Raw genomic sequence first — 23,976 nt, forward strand, 5'->3', positions numbered from 1 at the left:
GGTTTATTGCGGCTGACGCCGAGATTGATCCAGCAGACTGCCCAGGCTTGCCGCTTTTGGCTTCACCAGCCAGAAATGACGCAGGTAGTCGCTAAAGTCTTCTAAAATCGCGGCCCCACGGCTGGAACCCGTCTCTTCGACATAGGTGGTAATCAGCTCGCGAAGATGGCGGCGATACGCCTCCATGGCTTCCGTACTAATGCGATGAATTTCGACCAGCTCGTGGTTGTACTTGTCCACGAAGGTACGGTCTTCATCCAGCACGTAGGCAAATCCACCGGTCATACCTGCACCAAAGTTAACGCCCGTTTCACCCAGCACGCATACCAGACCACCGGTCATGTATTCGCAGCAGTGGTCGCCAGCGCCTTCAATCACCGCCGTGGCGCCTGAGTTACGCACCGCAAAACGCTCGCCTGCGGTGCCCGCGGCCATCAACGTGCCGCCGGTTGCGCCATACAGGCAGGTGTTACCGATAATCGCGGTTTTATGGCTTTCGAACTGGCTAACCTTAGGTGGCACGATCACGATCTTGCCGCCGTTCATGCCCTTGCCCACGTAGTCGTTGGCATCGCCTTCCAGGTACAGATTCAGGCCGCGGGCATTCCAGACGCCGAAGCTCTGCCCTGCCACCCCGGTAAAGCGTGCGGTAACGGGCGCGTTTTCCAGGCCTTCTTCCCCATAACGCTTGGCGATAGCGCCTGAGCTAAGCGCACCCACACTGCGATCACAGTTAGTGATGTTGAAGCTGAACTCACCGCCCGACTGGCTCTCGATAGCCTCTTTAAGCGCTGCCAATACTTCCTGGTTTTTAGCACCCGGGTCGTGAGGTACGTTGCGGCCCACCTTGCAGAACTGCGGCGCATCAGCAGGTACAAAATCGTTCGTCAGCAGCGGCATTAAATCGAGCTTGCGCTGGCTTGCCGTATTGCCTTCCAACACTTCCAGCAGGTCGGTACGCCCGATCAGGTCGGTCAACTGGCGCACGCCTAGCATGGCCATCAGCTCACGCACTTCTTCAGCGATAAAGCGGAAGTAGTTTTTGACCATATCCACCGTGCCGCGGAAATGCTCGCCGCGCAGGAAGTCGTCCTGGGTGGCAACCCCAGTAGCGCAGTTGTTCAGGTGGCAGATACGCAGGAACTTGCAGCCCAGCGCTACCATTGGCGCGGTACCAAAACCAAAGCTCTCCGCCCCCAGGATGGCCGCCTTGACCACGTCTAAGCCGGTTTTAAGGCCACCATCGGTCTGCAGACGAATCTTGTCGCGCAGGCCATTGATACGCAGCGCCTGATGCACCTCAGGCAAGCCCAGCTCCCAGGGGGAACCAGCATGCTTGATCGAGGTGAGCGGGCTTGCAGCGGTGCCGCCATCGTATCCAGATACTGTGATGAGGTCGGCGTAAGCCTTGGCAACGCCCGTGGCGATAGTGCCAATACCCGGCTCGGATACCAGCTTCACCGATACCTGCGCCTCTGGATTAACCTGCTTGAGGTCAAAAATCAGCTGTGCCAGGTCTTCGATTGAATAGATATCGTGGTGCGGCGGCGGTGAAATCAGCGTGACGCCGGGCACCGCATGGCGCAGGCGAGCGATAAGCGCGTTGACCTTGCCACCCGGCAACTGACCGCCCTCGCCCGGCTTGGCGCCTTGGGCCACCTTGATCTGCAGCACTTCGGCATTGACCAGATAAGCCGGCGTGACCCCAAAGCGGCCCGAGGCAATCTGCTTGATCTTGGAGCTGCGAATGGTGCCGTAACGTGCGGGGTCTTCGCCGCCTTCGCCGGAGTTGGAGCGTCCGCCGGCTTCGTTCATGGCCTGGGCCAGGGCTTCGTGGGCTTCTGGTGAGAGTGCGCCCAGGGACATGCCCGCGCTATCAAAACGTGGCAGCAGCGCATCAACCGGCTCAACGTCATCCAGCGGAATTGGCGTTTCAGCGGCTTTAAGCGTGAGCAGATCACGAATGGTCGCGACAGGACGCTCGTTCACCAGCTGCGCGAATTTTTTCCACTTGGCGTAACTGCCTTCCTGAACGGCTGCCTGCAGCGACTTTACTACATCAGGGTTGTACGCATGGTACTCATGACCATGCACATACTTGAACATACCGCCCTGGGAGATACCTTTACGGGTAATCCAGGCGTCCTTGGCCAACAGCTCTTGCTGCATCTGTAGTTCAGCGAAGCCTGCGCCCTGTATACGCGAGGCCATACCCACAAAGCAGGTGTTCATCACTTCATCTGAAAGCCCGACGGCTTCAAACAGCATGGAGCCACGATAGGAGGCCAGCGTTGAGATGCCCATTTTAGAGAGAATCTTGAACAGGCCTTTTTGCAAGCCTTTGCGATAGTTCTCACGGTCGTCGGCCGGGTTGCCGGTAAGCTCACCCGTACGGTGCATATCGGCCATAATCTGATAGGCAAGCCACGGATACACGGCGGTCGCACCGATACCAAACAGCACGGCCATCTGGTGGGCATCCCGGGCGTAGCCAGTCTCAACGATAATATTGGCGTTGGGACGCAATGCCAGGCGGCCCAGGTGCGTATGCACCGCGCCAACGGCGAGCGGCGCCTGAATAGGAATAATGCCCTTGGGCAGCTCCGCATCGGTAAGTACCAGGATCACCTTGCCCGCTTTCACCTGGGCTTCGGCCTCTTGGCAGAGCGCATTCAGCGCCTGCTTTAAGCTCTGCTGTTCCGGGTCGTAGCCCATTGACAGCGTGTGGCTTGCAAAGGCCGGGTCGTCCTGGCTAACCAGCGCGGTAAATTTACGTGGTGAAAGTACCGGTGTAGTCAGGATCAACCGATGCGCGTGCTCAGGCGTTGCCTTGAAAACGTTAAGCTCAGCACCGCAGCAGGTTTCCAGCGACATCACGATGGCTTCACGCAGCGGATCAATCGGCGGGTTGGTTACCTGAGCAAACTTCTGGCGGAAGAAGTCGGTTAACAGGCGCGGACGGCTAGAAAGCACCGCCATGGGGGTGTCATCACCCATGGAACCCACGGCTTCCTGGCCACTTTCGGCCAGCGGACGCAGCACCTGGTCACGCTCTTCAAACGTCACCTGGAACATCTTCTGGTGCACGTTCAGCGCATCAGCCTCCATGGTCTGGAAGCGTGCAAGCTCGGTGAGCGCGGATTCCAGATAGTTGGCTTCCTGCTTGAGCCAGCGCTTATAGGGATAAGCAGACTTCAGGCGGTCATCAATATCCCGGGTATGCAGCACTTCGCCGGTTTGGGTATCAACCGCCAGCATTTGACCAGGGCCTACGCGGCCTTTGGCGACCACGTCCTCAGGCTTGTAACCGTAAGTACCAATTTCAGATGCCAGGGTGATATAGCCGTTTTTGGTGATGACCCAGCGAGCGGGACGCAGGCCGTTACGGTCCAGCATACACACCGCTTGGCGGCCATCGGTCATGACCACACCCGCCGGACCATCCCACGGTTCCATGTGCATGGAGTTGTACTCGTAGAAGGCGCGCAGCTCAGCATCCATGGTTTCAACGTTTTGCCAGGCAGGCGGTACCATCATGCGTACCGCACGGTGCAGCTCCATCCCCCCCGTCAGCAGCACTTCCAGCATATTGTCCATGCTGGAAGAGTCGGACCCCGTGGTATTAACGATTTCATCCAACTGGGCGATATCGGGCAGGCGCTCGTTAACGAAGTTGGCTTTGCGTGAGTTCGCCCAACCGCGGTTAGCCTCAATCGTATTGATTTCACCGTTGTGAGCCAGCAGACGAAACGGCTGTGCCAACGGCCAGCGCGGCGCCGTATTGGTTGAAAAGCGCTGGTGGAAAACACAGATAGCAGTTTCCAGACGCGGGTCGTTTAAGTCTTTATAAAACGCCGGAAGATCTTCCGGCATGACCAGGCCTTTATACGACACCACGTCAGAGGAGAGCGATGCGACATAAAAGTCTTCTTCGGCCCGTAAAGCCTGCTCGGTATAACGGCGCGCCATAAACAGATCAACAGTGAACTGCTCGCTCTCACCGGGCTCGATAAAGACCTGCTCGATACGCGGCAGGCAGTCAAGCGCCATGGGGCCACAAACGCTTGAATCAGTGGGCACAACGCGCCAGCCGACGACATTTAGGCCACGAACACTCAGCTCGCGCGCAAACGTCTCGCGCGCAGCCTCGGCACGGGCATCATCGTTGGGTAGAAAAACAACGCCCACGGCGAACTGGTCGCCCAGCGTAATCTCCAGCGCGTCTTGTGCGGCTTCGCGCATAAAACGGGTCGGCATTTTAAGCAGCAACCCACAGCCATCACCGGTTTTACCGTCAGCGGCAATCCCGCCCCGATGCGTCATACAGGTGAGTGATTCGATAGCGGTTTTCAGCAAATCGTGACTGGCCTGCCCTTCCATATGGGCAATAAGGCCAAAGCCGCAGTTATCGCGAAACTCGCCGGGCTGGTGAAGACCTTTATTCATGGGCGTGCCTCTAGTCAAAGGTGTTTTATTAGCAGCGTTATTATGATTTAATAGACGGTTTTTCTTTTCACACACAAACCTCTACCCGCCTATAACTGGGTGTTTCCCCGATTCACTGCCGCAAGAAAATGGTCGCTCAGCATAGCGACTTGCTCCCCGCCAGCGCAATCACCGCCAACATCAAAACCCCGAAAAGTCTTTTCAAATCCTATAGTTGCAAACCACCCTTCAACGAAAAATGCATACACTTCAAACACTTAAAAAGCCATATAACGCTATTTCAACGAAGGGTGTCGAGCGTTAAACTTTAGTCTAAACACCCCTAATATAGCCATGCCGATAGTGCATACGGCATGCTAATAACATTATTCGGCGCATCACCTGGTAACATCGGGCCATAAAAAAACCCACCTTGTCGGTGGGCTTAGTGAGCACAAAATACGTTTACAGGCGGGTTACAGCCGTGGGTAGTTATCCAACAAAGCACGCACTAACGCCTCTGGCGTCGTGTCATCAACACATGCATCGCCGGTAGCGTTTAGCAGCACCAGCCGAAGTCTGGTATCCACGTTTTTCTTATCCAGACGCATCCGGGCTAAAAAGTCGTCACTTAGCATATCCGCTGGGGCATGAAGAGGAAGGCCAGCGCTTTCAATCACCGCCTGGATACGCGTTAAATCAGCACTACTGATACGCCCCAGTTGCTGAGAAAGGGCAGCCGCCATGGCCATGCCTGCACCGACTGCTTCGCCGTGCAGCCAGTTGCCATACCCCTGGTGGGCCTCAATCGCGTGACCAAAGGTATGACCAAGATTGAGCAATGCGCGCACGCCCTGCTCCGTTTCGTCATCGGCCACAATGTCGGCTTTAATCTGGCAACTGCGTGCGATGGCTTCGACAATGGCGTCGGGGCTAATATGACGCAGCGCGGCCATATTGGCCTCAAGCCAGCCAAGAAACGCTTCATCACGAATAAAGCCATACTTGATAACTTCAGCAAGCCCGGCAGAAAGCTCTCGCTCGGGCAGTGTCGCAAGCGTTGCAATGTCGATCAGTACCGCTTTCGGCTGCCAGAAAGCACCAATCATGTTTTTGCCAAGCGGGTGATTAACGCCCGTTTTCCCTCCGACAGAAGAGTCCACCTGGGAAAGCAGCGTGGTGGGCACCTGAATGAAGGCCACGCCGCGCTGGTACGACGCGGCGGCATACCCAGCCATGTCACCAATTACGCCGCCGCCTAACGCAATCAGCGTACAGCGGCGGTTAAACCCTGCCTCCAACAGCGCGTCCCAAATGCGGCTAACCTGCTCAATGCTCTTGTACTGTTCCCCGTCAGGTAGAACGACGGTACGCACCTCCACATCGTCAGGAAGATTGGCGCACAGTGCCTCCAGATAAAGGGGCGCGATGGTTTCATTCGTCACCACCATCACCTGCTTACCGGCCAGATAGGGCGTTATCGCCTCTGGGTCGCTCAGCAGGCCGGCGCCAATATGGATCGGATAACTGCGATCACCCAACGCAACATGAAGTGTACGCTGAGCACTGGCGGGCTGTGTCATTGGGATACCTTTGAGTTAAGCGTGGCGCTATTTTCCAGCGGGTCGGTCAAACGCCGCACTCGGCGCAATATCTCATTGACTACGGCGCGCGGGCTACGCCGATCCGTGCGCACTGAAATATCCGAGGTGGCGCGATAAAGCGGGTCGCGGGCAGCAAACATATCGTTGAGCACCTGCTCCCGGTTTGCGCACTGAAGAAGCGGGCGATTACGGTCTTTCGCCGTGCGTTTAAGCTGCTGTTCAACCGTGGTCATCAGGTAGATCACCGTTCCGCGCTCACGCAGCATCCGGCGATTATCCTGGTGCAGCACGGCGCCGCCGCCGGTTGCCATCACCACGCAGGAGAGCCTTGTCAGCTCATCGATCATCTGCAGCTCACGCTGGCGAAAACCGGGTTCACCCTCTACATCAAAGATCCACGGGATATCCGCACCGCAGCGATCCTGTATGGCGTGGTCACTATCATAAAACGTGCGCGTAAGCTCTGCCGCCAACAAGCGACCTATTGTGCTTTTACCAGCCCCCATGGGGCCGATCAAAAAAAGGTTGGGTAAATCCTGCATCAGCGAACCGCCAAGCCATCGTCAAGTAGTCGTGGAGTAATAAAGACTAACAACTCTACCTTTTCATTGCTCTCTTCGGTATAGCGAAACAGGTGTCCGAGCAAAGGAATATCACCCAAAAGCGGTGTTTTGGTCATTTGGTTTAATTGTTCCGTGGTCAAAATGCCGCCCAATACAACCGTTTGGCCATTATCGACCAGCACCTGCGTTTCAATTTGATTGGTATCGATGGGCGGTTCTCCGCCAAATCCCGACTCCCTGAAACTATCATTTTTCACCACCAGGTCCATGATAATACGATTATCCGGCGTAATCTGCGGTGTCACTTCCAACGAAAGCTCGGCCTCTTTAAATTCAGTATCGGGGTTTCCCTGCGCATCGACACTCTGAAATGCGCGCTCCTCGCCTTGGCGAATAATTGCCGTACGCTGATTGGCCGTGATGACCCTTGGCTGCGAGATGGTTTGGCTTTTGCCTTCACTTTCCAGCGCACGAAGTTCCAGGTCCAGCAAAATGTCGCCAGACAAGTAACCAAAGCTAAATCCTGTACCTGGCCCTGAAGGCGCGCCCAGGTCTACCGCTAAACCGCTGCGGGCACGGTTCAAGCCATCCGGATTGATATTGCGCGGGGCAACATTGCCGTCATCCAACGCCTGAAAACCTCGCGTCGTCGAAGCGCCCCAATTAACGCCTAGCGCTCGAGAGGCGGTGTCCCGGGCGATAACGATGCGCGCTTCAATTTGCACCTGACGCACCGGCACATCCAGGCGCTCCAGAGTACGCTTGATAATACTTACCTGGTTCGCCGTGTCCTGAACCAATAAGGCATTGGTTCTTGGGTCGACACTGATCCGCCCTTTCTCGGTCAGAAGCCCAAAGCCATCCTCACCCTGCAGCAACTGAGCAAGATCTTCAGCACGCGCGTACTTAACCTCGATAAATTCATCAATGGTTGGTGACAGTGCTTCATGATAGCGGTGAGCCTCAATTTCCTGGCGTTCAAGCTCAGCAAGCTCGGCGACAGGCGCCACCAGGATAACGTTGCCATGCTCACGACTTGCAAGTCCTTGGCTTTTTAACATCAAGGCAAGCGCTTGATCCCAGGGCACCTCATTAAGGTTCAGCGTGATACGTCCGGTCACACTTTCGCTGGCAATCAGGTTTAGCCCCGTAAATTCAGCAAGCGTTACCAGCACCGCACGTACCTCCATATCCTGGACGTTCAGGCTTATCCGCTCACCACTAAAACTATCTTGCGGGAGCTCATGATCGGCCAAGCGTTGCTGGTCAGCAGGCTGCACTTCGATACTCAGCACACGGCCATGTTGTGAAGAGAGCATGGTATAGGGGCCGTCGATGGTAAGTGCCAAACGCGCTCCCTGCGCATCAACGTGAGGGGTGATCCGCATCACCGGTGTCGCAAAATCGGTGACGTCATAAATCTGGCTAAGCGCATCCGGCAGCGTTACGTTAGGCAATGTGGCAATTACCTCGCCGCCCGATACATTCGCATGGCCGCTTTCCTGAACGCTTGCGACGACGCCTTCGCGGTCAAACGTCACCAGCAAGCGACCTGCCTGATCAGCCCCACGCTCAAAATCAATAGCGCTAATCTGCGGGCCCTGGAGGGCGTCAAGGGAGCCCTCTATTGGCGATTCAAGCGTTGTCGATTCACGCAAGGAAATTCGTAGCCGATCCCCCATTACCCGGGAGGTGTAATTCGACGAGTTGGCCAGGCCGATAACTAACCGCGTACGGCCACTGCCTTCCAATACCTTAATGTGCTCTACACCCGCACGCGCTACCTCAATGTGGCGATGACCCAAGCCATTTTGTGTATCGACCAGGTCCAGCGCCAGGCGTGGCGGAGCCTCCAGGCGATAACCCTGAACGTTGGCGACGCCACCGCTGAAGTGCAGATCAATATCCACGGCGCCAGCACTTACAGGATGCACCTCAATATCGGTTAACACCGACGCCACTGCCTGCCAAGGCAGTACCACCCACACAAGCATAATGATTCGACTAACCACGGCCATGGCGTGCTCCGATAAGAAAAAAAGAGGCTTTCGGTAAGCTCACCGAGTTGCCTGGGTTGATCATGGCGGCGATGTCAGCGAAAGGAGAACCTGCTGCTCTTGCCACCCCTGCTGAGTAGTAATGCGCTCGGTAATACGGACTTTGTGCGCCTCAATATGCGTGATACGCCCGCCATTGCTGCCCGCATGGTCTCCCGCACGGGCACTGGTTACATGCCCATCTGGCGTTTCTATCAACGCGACATGGCGCTTTCCCATAACCAGCGTGCCCACCAGGCGAAGCTCCGAAATAGAGAAACGCTCAAGCGGCTCGGGGGTTCGCTGTGCGTCAGGCACCAGCGGGGCATCCTGGTTTACGTCAGCTATCTGCAAAGGCGACTGCACTGCTTGAAAAGGACTGCGCGTGTCTGAGTAGCCATACGCCTCTACGGGATATACAACCAGTGGCTCAATACGCGAAGCGGAGGGAGTGCCTGGGGTTTGGCGAATCCTTGAGAGCGTGTCATCCAGTTGATCAAGCTCAGGCCCATGACAACCAGAAAGCAAAACGACGCTGACCAGGCAGCTCATCACGCGGGCAAGCCACTTCACTGATCTTCCTCCCGCCGATTTAAGCTATTTTCGCCGCCACCCTTTTCGCCTTCAGCCTCTTCGCTTTCATCCTGGCTGACAGCATCAGCGTCGCTATAGGCCTTAGCCACAAACGACAGAGACAATCTGCTCGCAGCTTGATCAATCGGCGCAAGCGTAATGTCATGCTGCGTGACAAGGTGTTCCAACCGACTAATATCAGTAACAAACTGCGCCAACTGGTGATAATCGCCTACTACCTGAATATCAATAGGATGTTCTGACACTTGGCTAACGACAGGACGCAGATAAATATCATCGATGGTGAGCTGGTTCTCATCAGCAGCGTCTCTAATGCTATCCCGTAACGCTGGAAGCGCCGCCTGGAGTGTTAACAGGGCACGCATCCGAGTCATTTGCTCCTCCAGGCCAGCCAGTTGGGTACGCGCACCGTTCAGCAAACCAGCGGCGTGAACACTGCTGCGGTAATCGCTTAACAGCCTTATCTCTTGTTGCTGTGCCTGTGCCAGCGACGCACGATGCTCACTCACCAGCCATGCGCAGGTCACCACTAACGCCATTAGAAACACCATCCCGCCGCTCAGCACTTTTAATAACCTGGGCCATGCGCCTGCATCACGTAGATCAAGCGTCTGCCAGTCAAGCGCACGCAAACGCTGCCACTCTTGCTGCCACACCTTTCCCCATCGCAGCAGGTATAGCGGCGCCCCTGATTTCATGGCGATACTCCAGAATCGACCAAAGAAACGCTCGGCTGAGTGAGGGTTACTTCAAAATGGAAGGTTCTCCCACTGCCCTGCGGATCACTGACCATTTCGGAGAGTACCGGAATATCAAACCCCGGCATTTCAGCAAGACGACGTAACTGCTCGGTTATCTGACGCTCATCTTCTGCGGCCGCGGATACGCTTAGCCGATTATGGCGCTGTTCAAGGTGCTGAAAGACCACGCCCTCGCCAAGACTTGCGGCAAGGTCGTTAAACAGCTGAGCCGTCTGTGTTCGCTGTTGAAGCAGGCGCTGGAAGCGGGTTAACTGCTGGCGCAGCTGTTCTCCCTGCAGAACAGTGCGTTCAGCTTCACTAATTTCATGTGTATAACGCTCTATATGAGCAGCGATATACGCATTGCGCTGCTCCTGAGCGCCCAGCATCCTCTGATAGACATGCGAAACCCCACTACCCAGCGCGATACCGGCGATCAGTAACAACAGCATGACCGTATAAAAGCGTCGCGTGTGCTGTTCTCGGCGCTCTTCCCGCCAGGCCAGCAGGTTGATCGTAATGCTCATAAAGGTGCCCGCATCGCAAGGCCGCTTGCGGTCAGCAAGCCGGGGAGATTCAGAGTAAGCGCCTGCCTATCCACGCGTTTGTTGACCGGCATCGTCTGCAACGGATTTAGCGGCGTCACCGGTAACTGACAAGTATCAGCCATAAAGGTCGCTAACCCCGGCAGCGCATTTATATCACCGGCTAGCACGATATGACCCACAGGCGATTGGCGGCTGGTGGCGATATAAAGCTGCAAGGCTCGCGCAATGCTTTGTGCGAATGCACCCAGAAAAGGTTTCAGGACCACGTCCTGAAAATCATCTGGCAAGCCGCCATGCTGACGAGCCCACAAGGCATCTTCTCGACTGAGCGCGTATCGCTCTTGAGTCGCGGCGGTTAACGGTTCGCTGCCCTGCAGGTTTTCGCGAACGTAAACGGTGCGTGCATTATGAAAAACGCGAAACGTACTTGTCTGCGCCCCGATATCGACCAACGCAACGCTTGCGGCAGGGTCAGACGCCGCTGATAGCGGAGGGCGCAGCGCAGCAAAGGCACGTTCAATCGCAAAGGTTTCGACATCCACCGCAACGGGTTCCAGTCCTGCACGCACCAAGGGTTCTGTCAGTTGCCAAACATCCTGTTGACGACAAGCCACCAACATTACTTGTTGTAAATGCGCAGCCAAGGGAGCAGGCCCCATGCATGCAAAATCAAACGCCACGTCATTGAACGGAAAAGGCAGATGACGGTCTGATTCGATCATCAAACGCTCCTCGATTTCCTGCTCGTTCAACTCAGCAGCAAACGTGAGCATTTTAGTAATCGCCATGCAGGCAGGAAGTGCTACCACGGCATTACGCGTAGAGGGCTTGGCGTGGTCAATGGCACGTTTTAAACTATCTGTGACGTAATTAATGTCCTGAATACGCCGTTCAGCCACTGCACCGTCACGAAGTGAGCAAACCGCATGGCTTTCCACTTGGTAGGTGTCGTGACTCTTTTTAAGCTCCAACAGTTTGATGGCGGTCGATGTAATATCGATGCCGATCAATCCCTTACTGGCTTTAAACAGGCGCATTATGAGTTTATTCCTGCCATCTGATATGCCCAAGAAGTAGTGGCATAACGCGCTAGTCAGGTAACGCGCCGTTATATTTACGGCATATCAACACTGGTGGCCGCTGCCTCGCCTTCCTATAATGGCAGCCAATTGCGCGATACGGCCGCTTGGATGCCGATCCTATTCTCCTTTTCATGGGTGCCCTCTGTTCATGACGTTTTTGCGAACCCTCATTCTGTCGCTGTTCTTTCTTATCGTGTCGTTAGTCGGGGCCGCCGTATTAGCCATGGTGGGAGCGGCTATCTATTTTTCGCCTGGCTTACCTGATGTTCGTCAGTTGCAAGACTTCGAGCTTCACTCACCTCTGCGAATTTTCACCAATGACGGTAAGTTAATCGGTGAGTTTGGTGAGGAACGGCGCATCGTCGTTGATTTCGACGAAATACCTCAGAACATGGTCAACGCTCTGGTGGCCGCCGAGGACACCAATTACTTTGAGCACTCGGGGGTTGACCCTCGAGGGCTTGCCCGTGCCGCAGTAGAGCTGGCCCGAAGTGGCAGTATTCAATCAGGCGGCTCCACCATCAGCATGCAGGTCGCGCGTAACTACATGCTGACGCTTGACCAAACCTTTACTCGTAAGCTGCGTGAAATTCTGCTGGCTCTGCAGATGGAAAAACTGCTCAGCAAGCATGAGATATTCGAACTTTACGTTAACAAAATTTTCTTAGGAAATCGAGCATATGGCATTGCAGCCGCTGCCGATACCTATTACGACAAGCCGCTTTCCGAACTGACGCTTGCAGAAACGGCCATGATTGCCGGGTTGCCTAAAGCGCCTTCCGCGTTTAACCCGCTGGCCAACTCCGAGCGCTCACTGATTCGTCGCAACTGGATTCTGTTCCGTATGCGCGAGCTGGGCTTTATTGATGACACCACTTATCAGGCTGCCGTACAGGAGCCGGTTACTGCACGTCGCCACTTCACCCAAACCGAAGTAGATGCTTCTTACGTGGCAGAAATGGCGCGTCAATATGCGATTGAGCGCTTTGGCGATGCGGCGTACACCGGCGGCTACCGCATTTATACGACGCTGGACAGTGAGCTTCAGCCGTTTGCCCGCGAGGCCCTGGCAACTGGCCTGCTTGAGTATGATTTACGCCACGGCTGGCGGGGTGCTGAACAGCACGATATCGCCCCCAGTCTGGTTGAAGCCCAAGAGCGTACGGCAACCCAAGGATTGGAAGAAGAGCTTGCCGAGTCGCCTGAAATTCGTCAGACAGCCCGCCAGGCCGCCGAGCGTAGCCAAACGGAAATCGCCGGTGTTGAAGGCGATGTTAGTAACTGGCTGCAAGTACTTGAGCGTACCCCCGAGTATGGCCTGTTAAAACCCGCCATCGTCGTGGAAAGCGGTGGTCGTGAAATGCAGGTACTTACCCGTGGCGGCGAGCTGAAAACCATTAACTGGGACGGCCTAAGCTGGGCACGTACCTATAACAGCCCACGCAGTCGTGGTGCTGAGCCAAGCTCTGCCGACCAGATTGCCGTACGCGGTGACCTGGTTCGCATTCTCGAAACCCAGGATGGCACCGTACGCCTTTCTCAGCGGCCAGATGCAGAAGGCTCTCTCGTTGCTCAGGACCCACGTACCGGCGCGATTCTCGCCTTGCAGGGCGGGTTTGATTTTAACGCCAGCAAGTTTAATCGCGCGGTTCAGGCACAGCGCCAGTCGGGTTCTATTTTCAAGCCCTTCATTTACCTTGCGGCACTTGAAGATGGCGAAATGAACGCTTCCACCGTGATCAATGACGCGCCTGTTGTATTGGATGACGGCAGTAACTCGCTCTGGCGCCCTGTTAACTCCAGCCGTGACTTCGCAGGGCCAATGCGCTTACGCCCGGCGCTTGCTCGTTCGCGCAACCTGGTCACTATTCGCGTTCTACAGGCGATGGGGCTTGATCATACGATCAACTATCTGGAAGGTTTTGGCTTCGCGCCAGGCCGCCTGCCTCATGGCCTCTCTTTGGCCTTGGGCAGCGCAAGCCTAACGCCTATGGAAATGACCAACGCCTACTCCGTGATTGCCAATGGCGGCTTTCAAGTGGCGCCGTGGTTTATTGAACGTGTAACTCGCAATGATGATCATGAGCTCATTGATGAAGCGACACCCCAGGTGGCTTGCCCCAGCTGTGCAGAGGGTCAGGAAACCGTTGAGATTGATGGCCGTGAATACCCGGTTGCCAAACGCGTTGCCAACGCAGCGGCCACCTACATTCTGCGCGATATGCTGCGTGATGTTATTACCTCGGGTACTGGCCGTGGGGCACTGAGCCTTAACCGTGAAGATATCGTCGGTAAAACCGGCACCACCAACAGCCAGCGTGACGCATGGTTTGCAGGCTTTAACACCGACCTGGTGACAACCGTTTGGGTGGGCAAAGACAGCAACGAAACCATTGCCGAGTATGGCGCCAACGCTGCACTGCCTATTTGGAACGCCTTTATGGGCAAGGCGCTTGAAGGCACACCCTCCGCCGTGCCTGAGCGTCCTGATACGGTGGTGACTGCGCGGGTAGACCCTAACTCAGGCCGACGCTTACATGACAATCAGCCGGGAGGCATCAGCGAGTTCTTCCACCGCGACCACTTGCCCGCCTACCAGCCGCGCGGGATTAGCCGAGAGCTGGAAGAGGCCAGCGGCTCACAAGGCTCGGGCACAGCAGAGTCCATCTTCTAAGCAAGCCTGAAGCCATGTAACCGCTAAGGCAAGAAACGCAAAAGCCCGGAAACCTAATGGTCTCCGGGCTTTTTTTACATCCAGCTTTCGCCATCGTTTTAAGCGCTATGCAATACTCGGCGCTTCATGCTTACTGGCTCGCCAATTTGTACCAATCGCAACGATCATGACGGCAACACCGGCAATCTCGGTGATCAGGCTAGGGTAGAAAACCCCTACGATAGCGGCGCCAATGGCAAGGCGCGACAACCAGCCCATACGGGTAAACAAATATCCTTCAAGGGCGGCGGCAAAGGCGCACAGGGCAAAAATAGCAATAACGGCATTCCAGATCACCACCGGCACCGGGCCGCCGACAATAATCTCCGGATTGAACACCATAAACAACGGAATGAGATAAAGCCCTTTGGCAAACTTCCACGCCTGAAAGCCGGTTTCCATCGGTTTACTGCCCGCGATTGCAGCCCCGGCAAACCCTGCCAAGGCGATGGGCGGCGTCACGTTAGAGTCCTGGGAGTACCAGAATACTACCAGGTGAGCGACCAGTAGCGGCACGCCAAACTCCGCCGTTAGCGCCGGGCCCACCAGAACAATCAGCACGATATAGCTTGCGGTAACCGGCAGGCCCATACCCAGAATCAGGCTTGCCAACAACACCATGACCAGGGCAAGCACCAGATTGCCGCCCGAGAAAGCGAGCATCATGGAGGAGAACTTAAGCCCAAGGCCGGTTAACCCAACTACACCCACGATAATGCCTGCCACCGCACACGCCATGGAAACCGCCACGGCATTGCGTGCGCCCAGTTCAAGGCCCTGCACCAGCTTCACCAGGCCGATCCAAACCACCTCTTGGGTCCGCCTGACTGTCACCGGCTGGCCTTGGCCAGGCGCGACAAAGAAGTACCATAACGCGTAACGTAAAACCGCCACGGCAATCATGGTAATTACCGCGTAGTAGCCGACCCGCATGGGCGAAAGGTTCATTACCAGTAGCCACACCAGCACGGCCAGCGGCAGCAGAAAATGCCAACCATCCTTCATGACCTGGCGCATTTTCGGCAGCTCGCTTCTCGGCATGCCCTGCATTCCCTGTTTAAGGGCAATAATATGTACAAACAGATACACCGTCGCGAAGTACATGATCGCCGGTAAAATACTGACTTTGACAATATCCAGGTACGGCGTATTGGTGTACTCGGCTATCAAAAAGGCGCCTGCGCCCATCAGCGGCGGCATAATTTGCCCACCAGTGGAGGCAGCGGCTTCAATTCCTCCCGCCTGCCTAGGCTGATAGCCCAGTTTTTTCATCAGCGGGATAGTAAACGCGCCCGTGGTGACCACGTTGGCAATCGCGCTACCCGAGATAGACCCCATGCCCGCCGACGCCAGCACAGCCGCCTTCGCCGGGCCGCCGCGCTGGCGCCCTGTGGCTGCGTAGGCCATATCAATAAAGAATTTTCCCGCCCCGGTGCTCTCTAAAAACGCCCCAAACAGCACAAATATAAAAATGTAGGTCGCGGCAACCCCTAACGGCAAACCAAAGATACCTTCCTGACCCAAGTATAGCTGGCCTGCTACTCGGTCCAGAGAATAGCCGCGATGATTTAAAATACCGGGCAGCCACTCGCCAAGCCAAGGCAGCTCACCGCGTGGCCCGGCAAAGGCGTATATGATGGCCAGCACGCCAATAATCGTCATCCCGAAGCCCACGGCACGACGGCTGGCTTCCAGTACCGTGACCGTCGCAATGCAGGCCACCAGAATATCGGTTTCACTCCAGAAACCCGCACGATTGATAATCTCGTCTAAAAACAGCACAAGATAGCCGCCGGTAATCAGCGCGCCCGCTAAAAAGACAAGATCAATTCCCCAGCCAAGTACACCTCGCTTACGGTTCGGCCCAAAAACCGGGAACATTAAAAACGCTAACAGCATAATCAGCGCTAGGTGGATACCGCGCTGGTAAAACAGCCCCAACGGCTGAATACCGGCGGAGTAGAGCTGAAACAGGGAAAGCCCGACAGCCACGATGGTGATACACCGCAGTACCAGGCGGGGTTGAATCGCATTACCGCCCGGCATTAATACCGGCGGTGGAGTGGATTCGTTCATGAAGTCCTCGGAAGTGTTGTCTCGCTTGTTTCTTTTAGAAGCGCTCTGGCTCACCCAGTTGGATGATGACTCGCTGCCCTGCCGCTTGCTCGCTCAGGCTAATGTCAGGGTGCTCGCCATCGGGCCACACCACTTGATGATTGACCGCATTAGCACCGACTCGAAGTACATACCGGTTATTGATGACAGGCTCATTAATCGCATTGATCCAGTAGCCGCCCTGGCCATCAGACACTTGCTCGCCTCGACCCACAATGTGCCCAAGTCCTGCGGCAAAGTCGGGCTGGTGGCTGCGCTCAAGCTGCATGACACCGCTGGCGTTGCGATAGCAATCCAGCACCGTGAAGTGTTCGACCGAATGCTGCCACTGAATGCACCAGCGCACGCCTTCAGGAGCGGCTTCCTCCAACAGCGTTTCGCCATCTTCAGTGGTAACCGTAAGGTACGCAGACGCCGAGGCGGGGGAAGCCCCAGCCTCGGCAAACGGTAAGCAGACCAACAGGAGCGCCATCAGTTTTTGTTGCCACTGCATGACGAATGCTCCGTTAGATGAAGGCGTCGTTACGGACGCAAACGGTCCGGAATTTCGACATCCATTTCCTCAAAATAGCGAATTGCGCCCGGGTGCAGCGGCACGGGCGTTGAATTCATGGTGAACTCAATCGTGGTGTCGTTGGCGGCGGGGTGGACGGCAATCAGCTCATCGGTATGCTCAAACAGCAGTTGGGTCAGCTGGTAGGCAAGCTCTTCATCCATATCGGCGTTAACCACCAGGACATTGGGAATGCCGATAGTCTGAACGGCTTCGCCCATGCCGTCGTACATGCCAGCGGCAAGCTCATAGGGAGCAAACACCGCTTCCTCTTCCTGCGCGTTGGCAATTTCTTCATCGGACAGGTTGATCAAGCGAATGTCGCGCGTGGCGGCCAGGTTAAGAATTGAGCTGGTAGGCGGGCCTACGCTCCAGAAACCGGCATCAATATCGCCATCGCGGATGGCATCGGCCGTTTCGTTGAAATTGAGCCGCTGGGGAGTGAAGTCTTCGTAGCTAATGCCGTTGGATTCCAGTACGGCGCGGGCGTTAAGCTCGGTGCCGCTACCCGGTGCGCCAACCGAAACTCGCTTGCCCGCCAGGTCATTGATGCTTTGAATATCGGATTCGGCAAGCGTCACCAACTGCACCGCATTGGGGTAGAGGGATGCCAGCGCCCGAGTGTTTTCCACCTGACGGCCTTCAAAATCGTCGGTGCCGGTATAGGCTTGGTACACCGTGTCGGCCAGTGCGGTGGCAAGATCGGCATCGCCGCGCATGATGAGCCCCATATTTTCAACCGAGGCGCCGGTCACTTCCGCCGTCGCTTGAGCACCTTCAATATGGTTATTGATCATTTCAGCCAGGCCGCCGCCAATAGGATAGTAAACGCCCCCGGTACCGCCAGTGGCGATAGAAAGCTGTTGGGCGCTGGCGGGCAGTGCTATGGCGAGCAGCGATGCTGCGGCTGCATATTTTAGTGTTTGCATGCGAGTTGCCTCCGTCCGGCTTGGACTTATAAGTATGCGTGACGATCAGAATATTTGTTGTGCTTGCCGCTGCATTCGCAGCGGCGGCCACGTGACGTTAGCACGGCTGTTGCGTTGATGTTAATGGGACAATAGTGCCACGACCTGCTGAGTAATATGCGCCCCAATAGGAAGCGCTGACGTTGCCGCTGGCGAAGGAGCATTGCCGACGTTCACCGTCCGCCGTGTATTGACGAATAAAAAGTCATCGACCAACTTACCGTCACGGGATACGGCCTGGGCGCGAACGCCTGCCGGGTAAGGCTGAAGGTCATCAATAGTGATATCAGGGCAATATTTGCGGACCAGTTCCAGGTAGCCACGCTTATAGAACGAGTTTTTCATCTCCCCAATTCCTGGCTTAAGGTGCTTGCCCAATACCTTTAAAATACCGGGATGGGACAACATCTGAGCTATATCGCGTAGCGACATATCCTGTTTTCGATAGCCTTCACGCTTTAACGCTAATACCGCGTTGGGGCCGACCGTTACGCGACCATCGATCATTCGGGTTAAATGCACGCCCAAAAATGGCATGCCCGGGTCCGGAATAGGGTAAATCAAGTGGTTAACGATATGATTATGCTGCTCGGGCAATAAATAGTACTCCCCCCGGAACGGGCAGATGGTAAAGCCTGGCTTCTGACCCAGCATGCGGATCACCCGGTCAGCCATTAACCCGGCACAGGTCACCAGGTAGCGGCTGCTCAACGTATCGCTGGAGGTGGTGACCACCACCTCGGCACGGCGCTCTTCCAACCCTTTCACCTCAACGCCATAGCGAATTTTCCCGCCAAGGCGTTCAAATTCAGCGGCCATGGCACGAGTCACCTGGGCATAGTCGACGATACCGCTTGAAGGGACGTAAATAGCGGCCTCGCCACGGATATTCGGCTCACGCTCTTTAAGCGCCTCCGCGCTAAGCCACTCACGCTCCAGACCATTGGCCGCAGTACGTTCCCAAAGCGCTTGCATGCGCTGGATCTCAAGGGCATCGGTGGCCACCAGCAGCTTGCCGCAAATGGCGTAATCGACCCCATGCTGATCACAAAACGCCCGCGTTGCTCGGTTGCCCTCAAGACAAAATCGCGCCTTCAAACTACCCGGTGTGTAGTACACCCCGGCATGAATAACACCGCTGTTATGGCCGGATTGGTGCTGAGCGGGGCCGTGCTCTTTTTCAAGCACCAGCAGACGCTTATCAGGGTAGGTCTGCTGCAGTTGCATTGCGGTAGACATCCCAAGGATTCCGCCGCCAATAATGATGAAATCCCACATCAATCACGCCTCTTATGCCAAAGTGTTAATTTTTAGTAATAATAGCCGCTATTCTTATATCTTCGCCGGTTTGCCACCCTTTCACCAGCGAGCCGACGTTATAGCAATGGAGATTGCCATGGAGCCAGATGCGCCGCGTCAAAATTTAGCGATTAACGCTTACCGAACGCTCAAGCACGACATTATCCGAGGCCGCTATGCGCCTGAAGAGAAGCTCCTTATGAGCCGCTTAAAGGAGCATTACGGCGTTAGTACCGGGCCACTGCGGGAGGCGCTTTCGCAACTGGTAGCCGACCGCCTGGTCGTGGCTATTAGCCAGCGGGGATACCGCGTAGCGCCCATGTCACTTGCTGAGCTTAATGATATTTATGACGCACGTGCCCAGCTGGAAGGGCTTATTTTGCGCTTGGCCATCGAGCGGGGCGACGATGAGTGGGAAGCTTCGGTAGTAGCCACGGCACACCGGCTTTCCAGGGTAACCGATATCAGCTCGCCCGATGAACTACTTGATGGCTGGGATGCACGTCACAAGGCGTTCCATACCGCGATTGCCAGTGGCTGCAACTCCCCTCACCTGCTGCAAATGCGCCACACTCTGTTTGATCAGGTAGAACGTTACCGCCACTTGTGGCTACAGGAAACCGTTATGTCGCCCACTGCTCTAGCGCAAAAGCGCCAAGAGCACGCCGCCCTTGTTGAGGTTATTTTGGCCCGCAATGCCGAGCAGGCTGACACGTTAATGCGCGATCACTTGATGACACCAGTCCCCATCATTACGCAAGTGCTTAAGGCTCGCGGCATTCAATAAATTTTTCATTTTAAAAAAATGTAGATATTTTTAAATAACGGCGATAAATTGGAATAGCTTTCAAAGTAGATCGCTGGATCGGCGTGGGCGCCTGGATGTGTCGACGCGAACCTGTTTCCCTCAAGAATCCTCAGGAGACTACGTAATGACACACTTCAATTGGGACGACCCGCTATTGCTGGAGCACCAGCTCACCGAGGAAGAGCGCCAGATTCGCGATGCCGCCCATGACTACTGCCAAAACAACCTGCAGCCCCGTGTATTAAGTGCATTTCGTGAAGAGCGTTTTGACCGCGAGATCATGACGGAGATGGGAGAACTGGGCCTGCTGGGCGCGACCGTTTCCCCGGAGTACGGCGGCGCAGGCGTTAACCACGTTGCGTACGGCTTGATAGCCCGAGAAGTGGAGCGTGTCGATTCCGGCTACCGTTCGGCCATGAGCGTACAGTCGTCGCTGGTGATGTATCCCATTGAAGCGTATGGCTCAAAAGAGCAAAAACAAAAGTACCTGCCCAGGCTTGCCAGCGGTGAAATGGTCGGCTGTTTTGGCCTTACCGAACCCGACCACGGCTCTGATCCAGGCGGGATGATTACCCGTGCGGAAAAAGTCGACGGCGGCTACCGGTTAACCGGCGCCAAAATGTGGATTACCAACAGCCCGATTGCCGATATCGCCGTGGTATGGGCCAAGTCGGCTGCCCACGACAACCAGATCAAGGGCTTTATCGTCGAACGTGGCACGGAAGGTTTCTCTACCCCGAAAATAGAAGGCAAGGTGTCGCTTCGCGCCTCGATTACCGGTGAAATCGTACTGGATGGCGCCTTTGTCCCTGAAGAGAACCTGCTGCCTAACGTCAGCGGCCTTAAAGGGCCTTTTGGCTGCTTGAACAAAGCGCGTTATGGCATTGCATGGGGTGTAATGGGCACCGCTGAATTCTGCTGGCATGCCGCCCGCCAGTACACCCTGGACCGCAAGCAGTTTAACCGCCCGCTGGCGGCGAACCAGTTGATCCAGAAAAAGCTGGCCGATATGCAAACGGAAATCACCCTGGGCCTTCAGGCCGCGCTTCAGGTGGGCCGCCTGATGGATAGCGGCAACTGGGCGCCGGAAATGATTTCGCTGATCAAACGCAACAACTGCGGCAAGGCGCTGGATATTGCGCGCATGTCGCGGGATATGCACGGCGGTAACGGCGTTTCTGACGAGTATGGGGTAATTCGCCATATGGTGAACCTGGAGTCGGTGAATACCTACGAAGGTACCCACGATGTTCACGCGTTGATTCTTGGCCGCTCTCAAACCGGCATTCAGGCATTTTTCTAAGCTGCCGCGCACAAACCACAACAGGCCACAGGAATCATCATGAGCAACGTAACCAAACCGCTGGCGGGCATTAAGGTACTCGATATTTCTCGCGTACTGGCCGGGCCCTGGTGTGGCCAAATGCTCGCGGACATGGGGGCCGATGTAGTGAAGGTCGAGCGTCCAGGCAGCGGTGACGACACGCGCCACTGGGGGCCTCCCTGGCTTGAAGACACCGCAGAGTCAGCCTATTACCTGTGCGCCAACCGGGGAAAACGCTCGGTGACGATTGATATGGCCAGGCCAGAGGGTCAGGCGCTGATCAAGCAGCTCGTTGCCCAGTCAGACGTGCTGCTTGAGAACTTTAAAGTCGGCGGCCTAAAGAAATACGGCCTGGATTACGCCAGCCTAAAAAAACTTAACCCGGCGCTGATCTACTGCTCGATTACCGGTTTTGGCCAGCAAAGTCCCTACGCCCACCGCGCAGGCTACGACTTTATGATTCAAGCCATGGGCGGCATCATGAGTTTGACCGGCAAACCCGACAGTGAACTCGGTGGCGGCCCGATGAAGAGCGGCGTGGCATTTACCGATATTTTTACTGGCCTGTATGCCGCCAACGCTGTGCTGGCAGCGCTTTATCAACGCCGTGACAGCGGCGTCGGCTGCCATATTGATATGGCGCTGATGGATGTCCAGGTAGGCGTGTTGGCCAACCAAGCGCTTAACTACTTAACCTCCGGCAACGTGCCTCAACGCTTGGGCAATGCGCACCCTAACATCGTGCCCTATCAAACGTTTGCGACCGCGGATGGACACATCATTGTGGCCGTAGGCAATGACGCACAGTTTGCGCGCTTTTGTGAGGTGCTCTCGCTAAGCGATCTGCCACTCGATGAGCGCTTCGCCACCAACGGCGCCCGCGTTAACCACCGTGAAACGCTCGTGCCCCTACTCGAAGCGGCCCTTGCTCAGCGAACCATGGATACATGGCTGACCGCTTTTGAAGCAGCAGGCGTGCCCAGCGGCCCCATCAATACGCTGGACCGCGTATTTGATGACCCGCATGTAAAAGCGCGCGGCTTAAAACAGACCCTGCCCCACTCACAGTCGGGCCAGGTGGATCTGGTGGCTAACCCTATTCGCGTCAATGGTCACTCCATGAGCGCCAGCACAGCACCGCCAGGCTTGGGTGAGCATACTGAACGTGTGTTAAACGACATCGGCATTAGCCCGGCCCAACAACAGGCACTGCGTGAGGCAGGTATTATTTGATTGCTCGGCGTATACGGTGTTTACGCCTATTAATTACGCACTATGCTGAAAGCCTATCCCTTATTAGATAGGAGTTGAGCCATGAGCAATGCTGAGCTAAACGAACTAAAGCGGAAATACGTTGCCAACGGCGCAGCGAGCCCTGCCACAGCGTTTGCCGACCATGCCGAAAACGCTGAAGTGTGGGATGCTGATGGCAACCGATTTATCGATTTTGCTGGCGGAATCGGCGTCCTGAACATCGGCCACCGCCACCCTAAAGTGGTTGCCGCGGTGAAGGCACAGCTCGACAAGGTAATGCATACCTGCCAAACGGTCATGCCCTATGAAGGCTACGTTCGTGTAGCCGAAAAACTTAGCCACCTGGTACCGGTTCGTGGCCATGCCAAGGTAATGCTGGCCAACTCCGGCGCCGAAGCGCTGGAAAATGCCGTCAAGATTGCCCGCGCAGCGACCGGACGCGCTAACGTCATCTGCTTTGATGGCGGCTACCACGGCCGCACCTTCTTCACCATGGCAATGAATGGCAAAGTAGCGCCCTACCAAACCGACTTTGGCCCCATGCCAGGCACCGTATTTCGGGCGCCCTACCCGGTCGATTATCACGGTGTTAGTGAAGATGAAGCCCTTCGCGGCCTGATGATGGCGCTTAAAACCGACGCGGGCCCGTCCAATACCGCCGCCATCATCCTGGAGCCCGTGCTTGGCGAAGGCGGCTTTTACCCGGCACCGGCCTCGTTCCTCAAAAAGATCCGCGACATCTGTGATGAGCACGGCATTCTGATGATTATTGACGAGGTGCAGTCTGGCTTCGGGCGCACAGGTAAGATGTTTGCCATTGAGCACAGCGGTGTTGAGCCCGACATTATGACCATGGCCAAAAGCATGGCCGACGGCATGCCGATTTCAGCCGTGGTAGGCACCGATACAATAATGGACGCCTCAGGCCCCAACTCATTGGGTGGCACTTACACGGGCAGCCCAACCGCCTGCGCTGCCGCACTTGCCGTTATGGAAGTGTTTGAGAAAGAGAACATCCTGGAGAAAAGCCAAGCCCTCGGCGATAAGCTGGCCAAGCATTTTAATCAGTGGCAGGCACGTTACGAAAGTGTCGCTAATGTTCGCCACATGGGCGCTATGGCCGCCTTTGAACTCGTCGCCGATAAAACTACCCGAGCACCCAATGCAGAGCTTGCCAGCGCATTATGCAAAAAAGCCCGCGAAGAGGGTTTGATTCTGCTTTCCTGCGGGATGTACGGCAATACCATCCGCTTTTTAATGCCCATTACCATCGAAGACGACGTTTTGAACGAAGGGCTGGATATTATCGAGTCATGCCTGGAATCGCTGGTTTAGAACGACCACGTGTCG

17 protein-coding genes are annotated in these 23,976 nt (G+C 55.8%); 5 read left to right on the forward strand and 12 right to left on the reverse strand.

All coding sequences use genetic code 11. The features are described 5' to 3' along the window. Positions 1-3: 3 nt before the first annotated feature. From gltB to pilM, 8 genes are all read right to left on the reverse strand, one after another. Positions 4-4,446 carry a glutamate synthase large subunit gene (gene gltB / locus ACT3TC_RS10385; protein WP_444622325.1) on the reverse strand — a complete coding sequence of 1,481 codons (4,443 nt, stop codon included), beginning with the start codon at positions 4,444-4,446 and terminating at the stop codon, positions 4-6. A 455-nt stretch (positions 4,447-4,901) separates the two neighbouring features. Then, positions 4,902-6,008: a 3-dehydroquinate synthase gene (gene aroB / locus ACT3TC_RS10390; protein WP_172118668.1), complete on the reverse strand. Its 1,107-nt coding sequence runs from the start codon at positions 6,006-6,008 to the stop codon at positions 4,902-4,904. Continuing rightward, positions 6,005-6,571 (reverse strand): shikimate kinase AroK, encoded by a 567-nt coding sequence (gene aroK / locus ACT3TC_RS10395; protein ID WP_192526567.1) that lies wholly within the window; start codon positions 6,569-6,571, stop codon positions 6,005-6,007. The genes aroB and aroK overlap by 4 nt, the downstream gene beginning before the upstream one ends. Next, the gene (pilQ, locus tag ACT3TC_RS10400; protein ID WP_444639970.1) at positions 6,571-8,610 is read right to left on the reverse strand and encodes a type IV pilus secretin PilQ; all 2,040 of its coding nucleotides are present in this window, start codon (positions 8,608-8,610) and stop codon (positions 6,571-6,573) included. Before pilQ ends, aroK begins: the two co-directional genes overlap by 1 nt. Positions 8,611-8,670: 60 nt before the next feature. Next, positions 8,671-9,201, reverse strand: a complete 531-nt coding sequence (locus ACT3TC_RS10405) for a pilus assembly protein PilP (RefSeq protein ID WP_319643842.1) — start codon at positions 9,199-9,201, stop codon at positions 8,671-8,673. Beyond that, entirely contained in the window at positions 9,198-9,920 is a 723-nt protein-coding gene (locus ACT3TC_RS10410) for a type 4a pilus biogenesis protein PilO (protein WP_193056484.1), read from the reverse strand. Before ACT3TC_RS10410 ends, ACT3TC_RS10405 begins: the two co-directional genes overlap by 4 nt. Beyond that, complete coding sequence (locus ACT3TC_RS10415; RefSeq protein ID WP_193056483.1) at positions 9,917-10,489, reverse strand: PilN domain-containing protein; 573 nt, start codon at positions 10,487-10,489, stop codon at positions 9,917-9,919. Before ACT3TC_RS10415 ends, ACT3TC_RS10410 begins: the two co-directional genes overlap by 4 nt. After that, positions 10,486-11,547, reverse strand: coding sequence for a type IV pilus assembly protein PilM (pilM, locus tag ACT3TC_RS10420; RefSeq protein ID WP_444622324.1), 1,062 nt, complete (start codon positions 11,545-11,547; stop codon positions 10,486-10,488). Before pilM ends, ACT3TC_RS10415 begins: the two co-directional genes overlap by 4 nt. Positions 11,548-11,740: 193 nt before the next feature. On the opposite strand from pilM, the gene ACT3TC_RS10425 reads away from it, so the two are divergent. Continuing rightward, complete coding sequence (locus tag ACT3TC_RS10425; RefSeq protein ID WP_444622323.1) at positions 11,741-14,266, forward strand: penicillin-binding protein 1A; 2,526 nt, start codon at positions 11,741-11,743, stop codon at positions 14,264-14,266. Positions 14,267-14,371: 105 nt separating this feature from the next. Here the strand turns inward: ACT3TC_RS10425 and ACT3TC_RS10430 are convergent, their stop codons facing one another. From ACT3TC_RS10430 to lhgO, 4 genes are all read right to left on the reverse strand, one after another. Then, the gene (locus ACT3TC_RS10430) at positions 14,372-16,381 is read right to left on the reverse strand and encodes a TRAP transporter permease (RefSeq protein ID WP_193056480.1); all 2,010 of its coding nucleotides are present in this window, start codon (positions 16,379-16,381) and stop codon (positions 14,372-14,374) included. A 34-nt stretch (positions 16,382-16,415) separates the two neighbouring features. Then, a complete protein-coding gene (locus ACT3TC_RS10435; protein ID WP_193056479.1) occupies positions 16,416-16,913 on the reverse strand; it encodes a DUF1850 domain-containing protein in 498 nt (165 codons plus the stop codon). 29 nt (positions 16,914-16,942) lie between these two features. Continuing rightward, positions 16,943-17,902: a TAXI family TRAP transporter solute-binding subunit gene (locus ACT3TC_RS10440; RefSeq protein WP_193056478.1), complete on the reverse strand. Its 960-nt coding sequence runs from the start codon at positions 17,900-17,902 to the stop codon at positions 16,943-16,945. Positions 17,903-18,022: 120 nt separating this feature from the next. After that, positions 18,023-19,219 (reverse strand): L-2-hydroxyglutarate oxidase, encoded by a 1,197-nt coding sequence (gene lhgO / locus ACT3TC_RS10445; RefSeq protein ID WP_444639972.1) that lies wholly within the window; start codon positions 19,217-19,219, stop codon positions 18,023-18,025. Between the two features lie 118 nt (positions 19,220-19,337). Here lhgO and csiR point away from each other — a divergent pair, with 118 nt between their 5' ends. The 4 genes from csiR (at position 19,338) to gabT (ending at position 23,961) form a co-directional block, all read left to right on the forward strand. Then, the gene (gene csiR / locus ACT3TC_RS10450; RefSeq protein ID WP_444631101.1) at positions 19,338-20,027 is read left to right on the forward strand and encodes a DNA-binding transcriptional regulator CsiR; all 690 of its coding nucleotides are present in this window, start codon (positions 19,338-19,340) and stop codon (positions 20,025-20,027) included. 145 nt (positions 20,028-20,172) lie between these two features. Continuing rightward, a complete protein-coding gene (locus ACT3TC_RS10455) occupies positions 20,173-21,351 on the forward strand; it encodes an acyl-CoA dehydrogenase (protein ID WP_444639973.1) in 1,179 nt (392 codons plus the stop codon). A 39-nt stretch (positions 21,352-21,390) separates the two neighbouring features. Beyond that, positions 21,391-22,605, forward strand: coding sequence for a CaiB/BaiF CoA transferase family protein (locus ACT3TC_RS10460; RefSeq protein WP_444639975.1), 1,215 nt, complete (start codon positions 21,391-21,393; stop codon positions 22,603-22,605). Between the two features lie 81 nt (positions 22,606-22,686). Continuing rightward, positions 22,687-23,961, forward strand: coding sequence for a 4-aminobutyrate--2-oxoglutarate transaminase (gabT, locus tag ACT3TC_RS10465; protein WP_444639977.1), 1,275 nt, complete (start codon positions 22,687-22,689; stop codon positions 23,959-23,961). Positions 23,962-23,976: the final 15 nt, after the last annotated feature.

The sequence above is a fragment of the Halomonas sp. AOP27-A1-41 genome (assembly GCF_052378605.1).
Taxonomy (GTDB): domain Bacteria; phylum Pseudomonadota; class Gammaproteobacteria; order Pseudomonadales; family Halomonadaceae; genus Vreelandella; species Vreelandella citrativorans.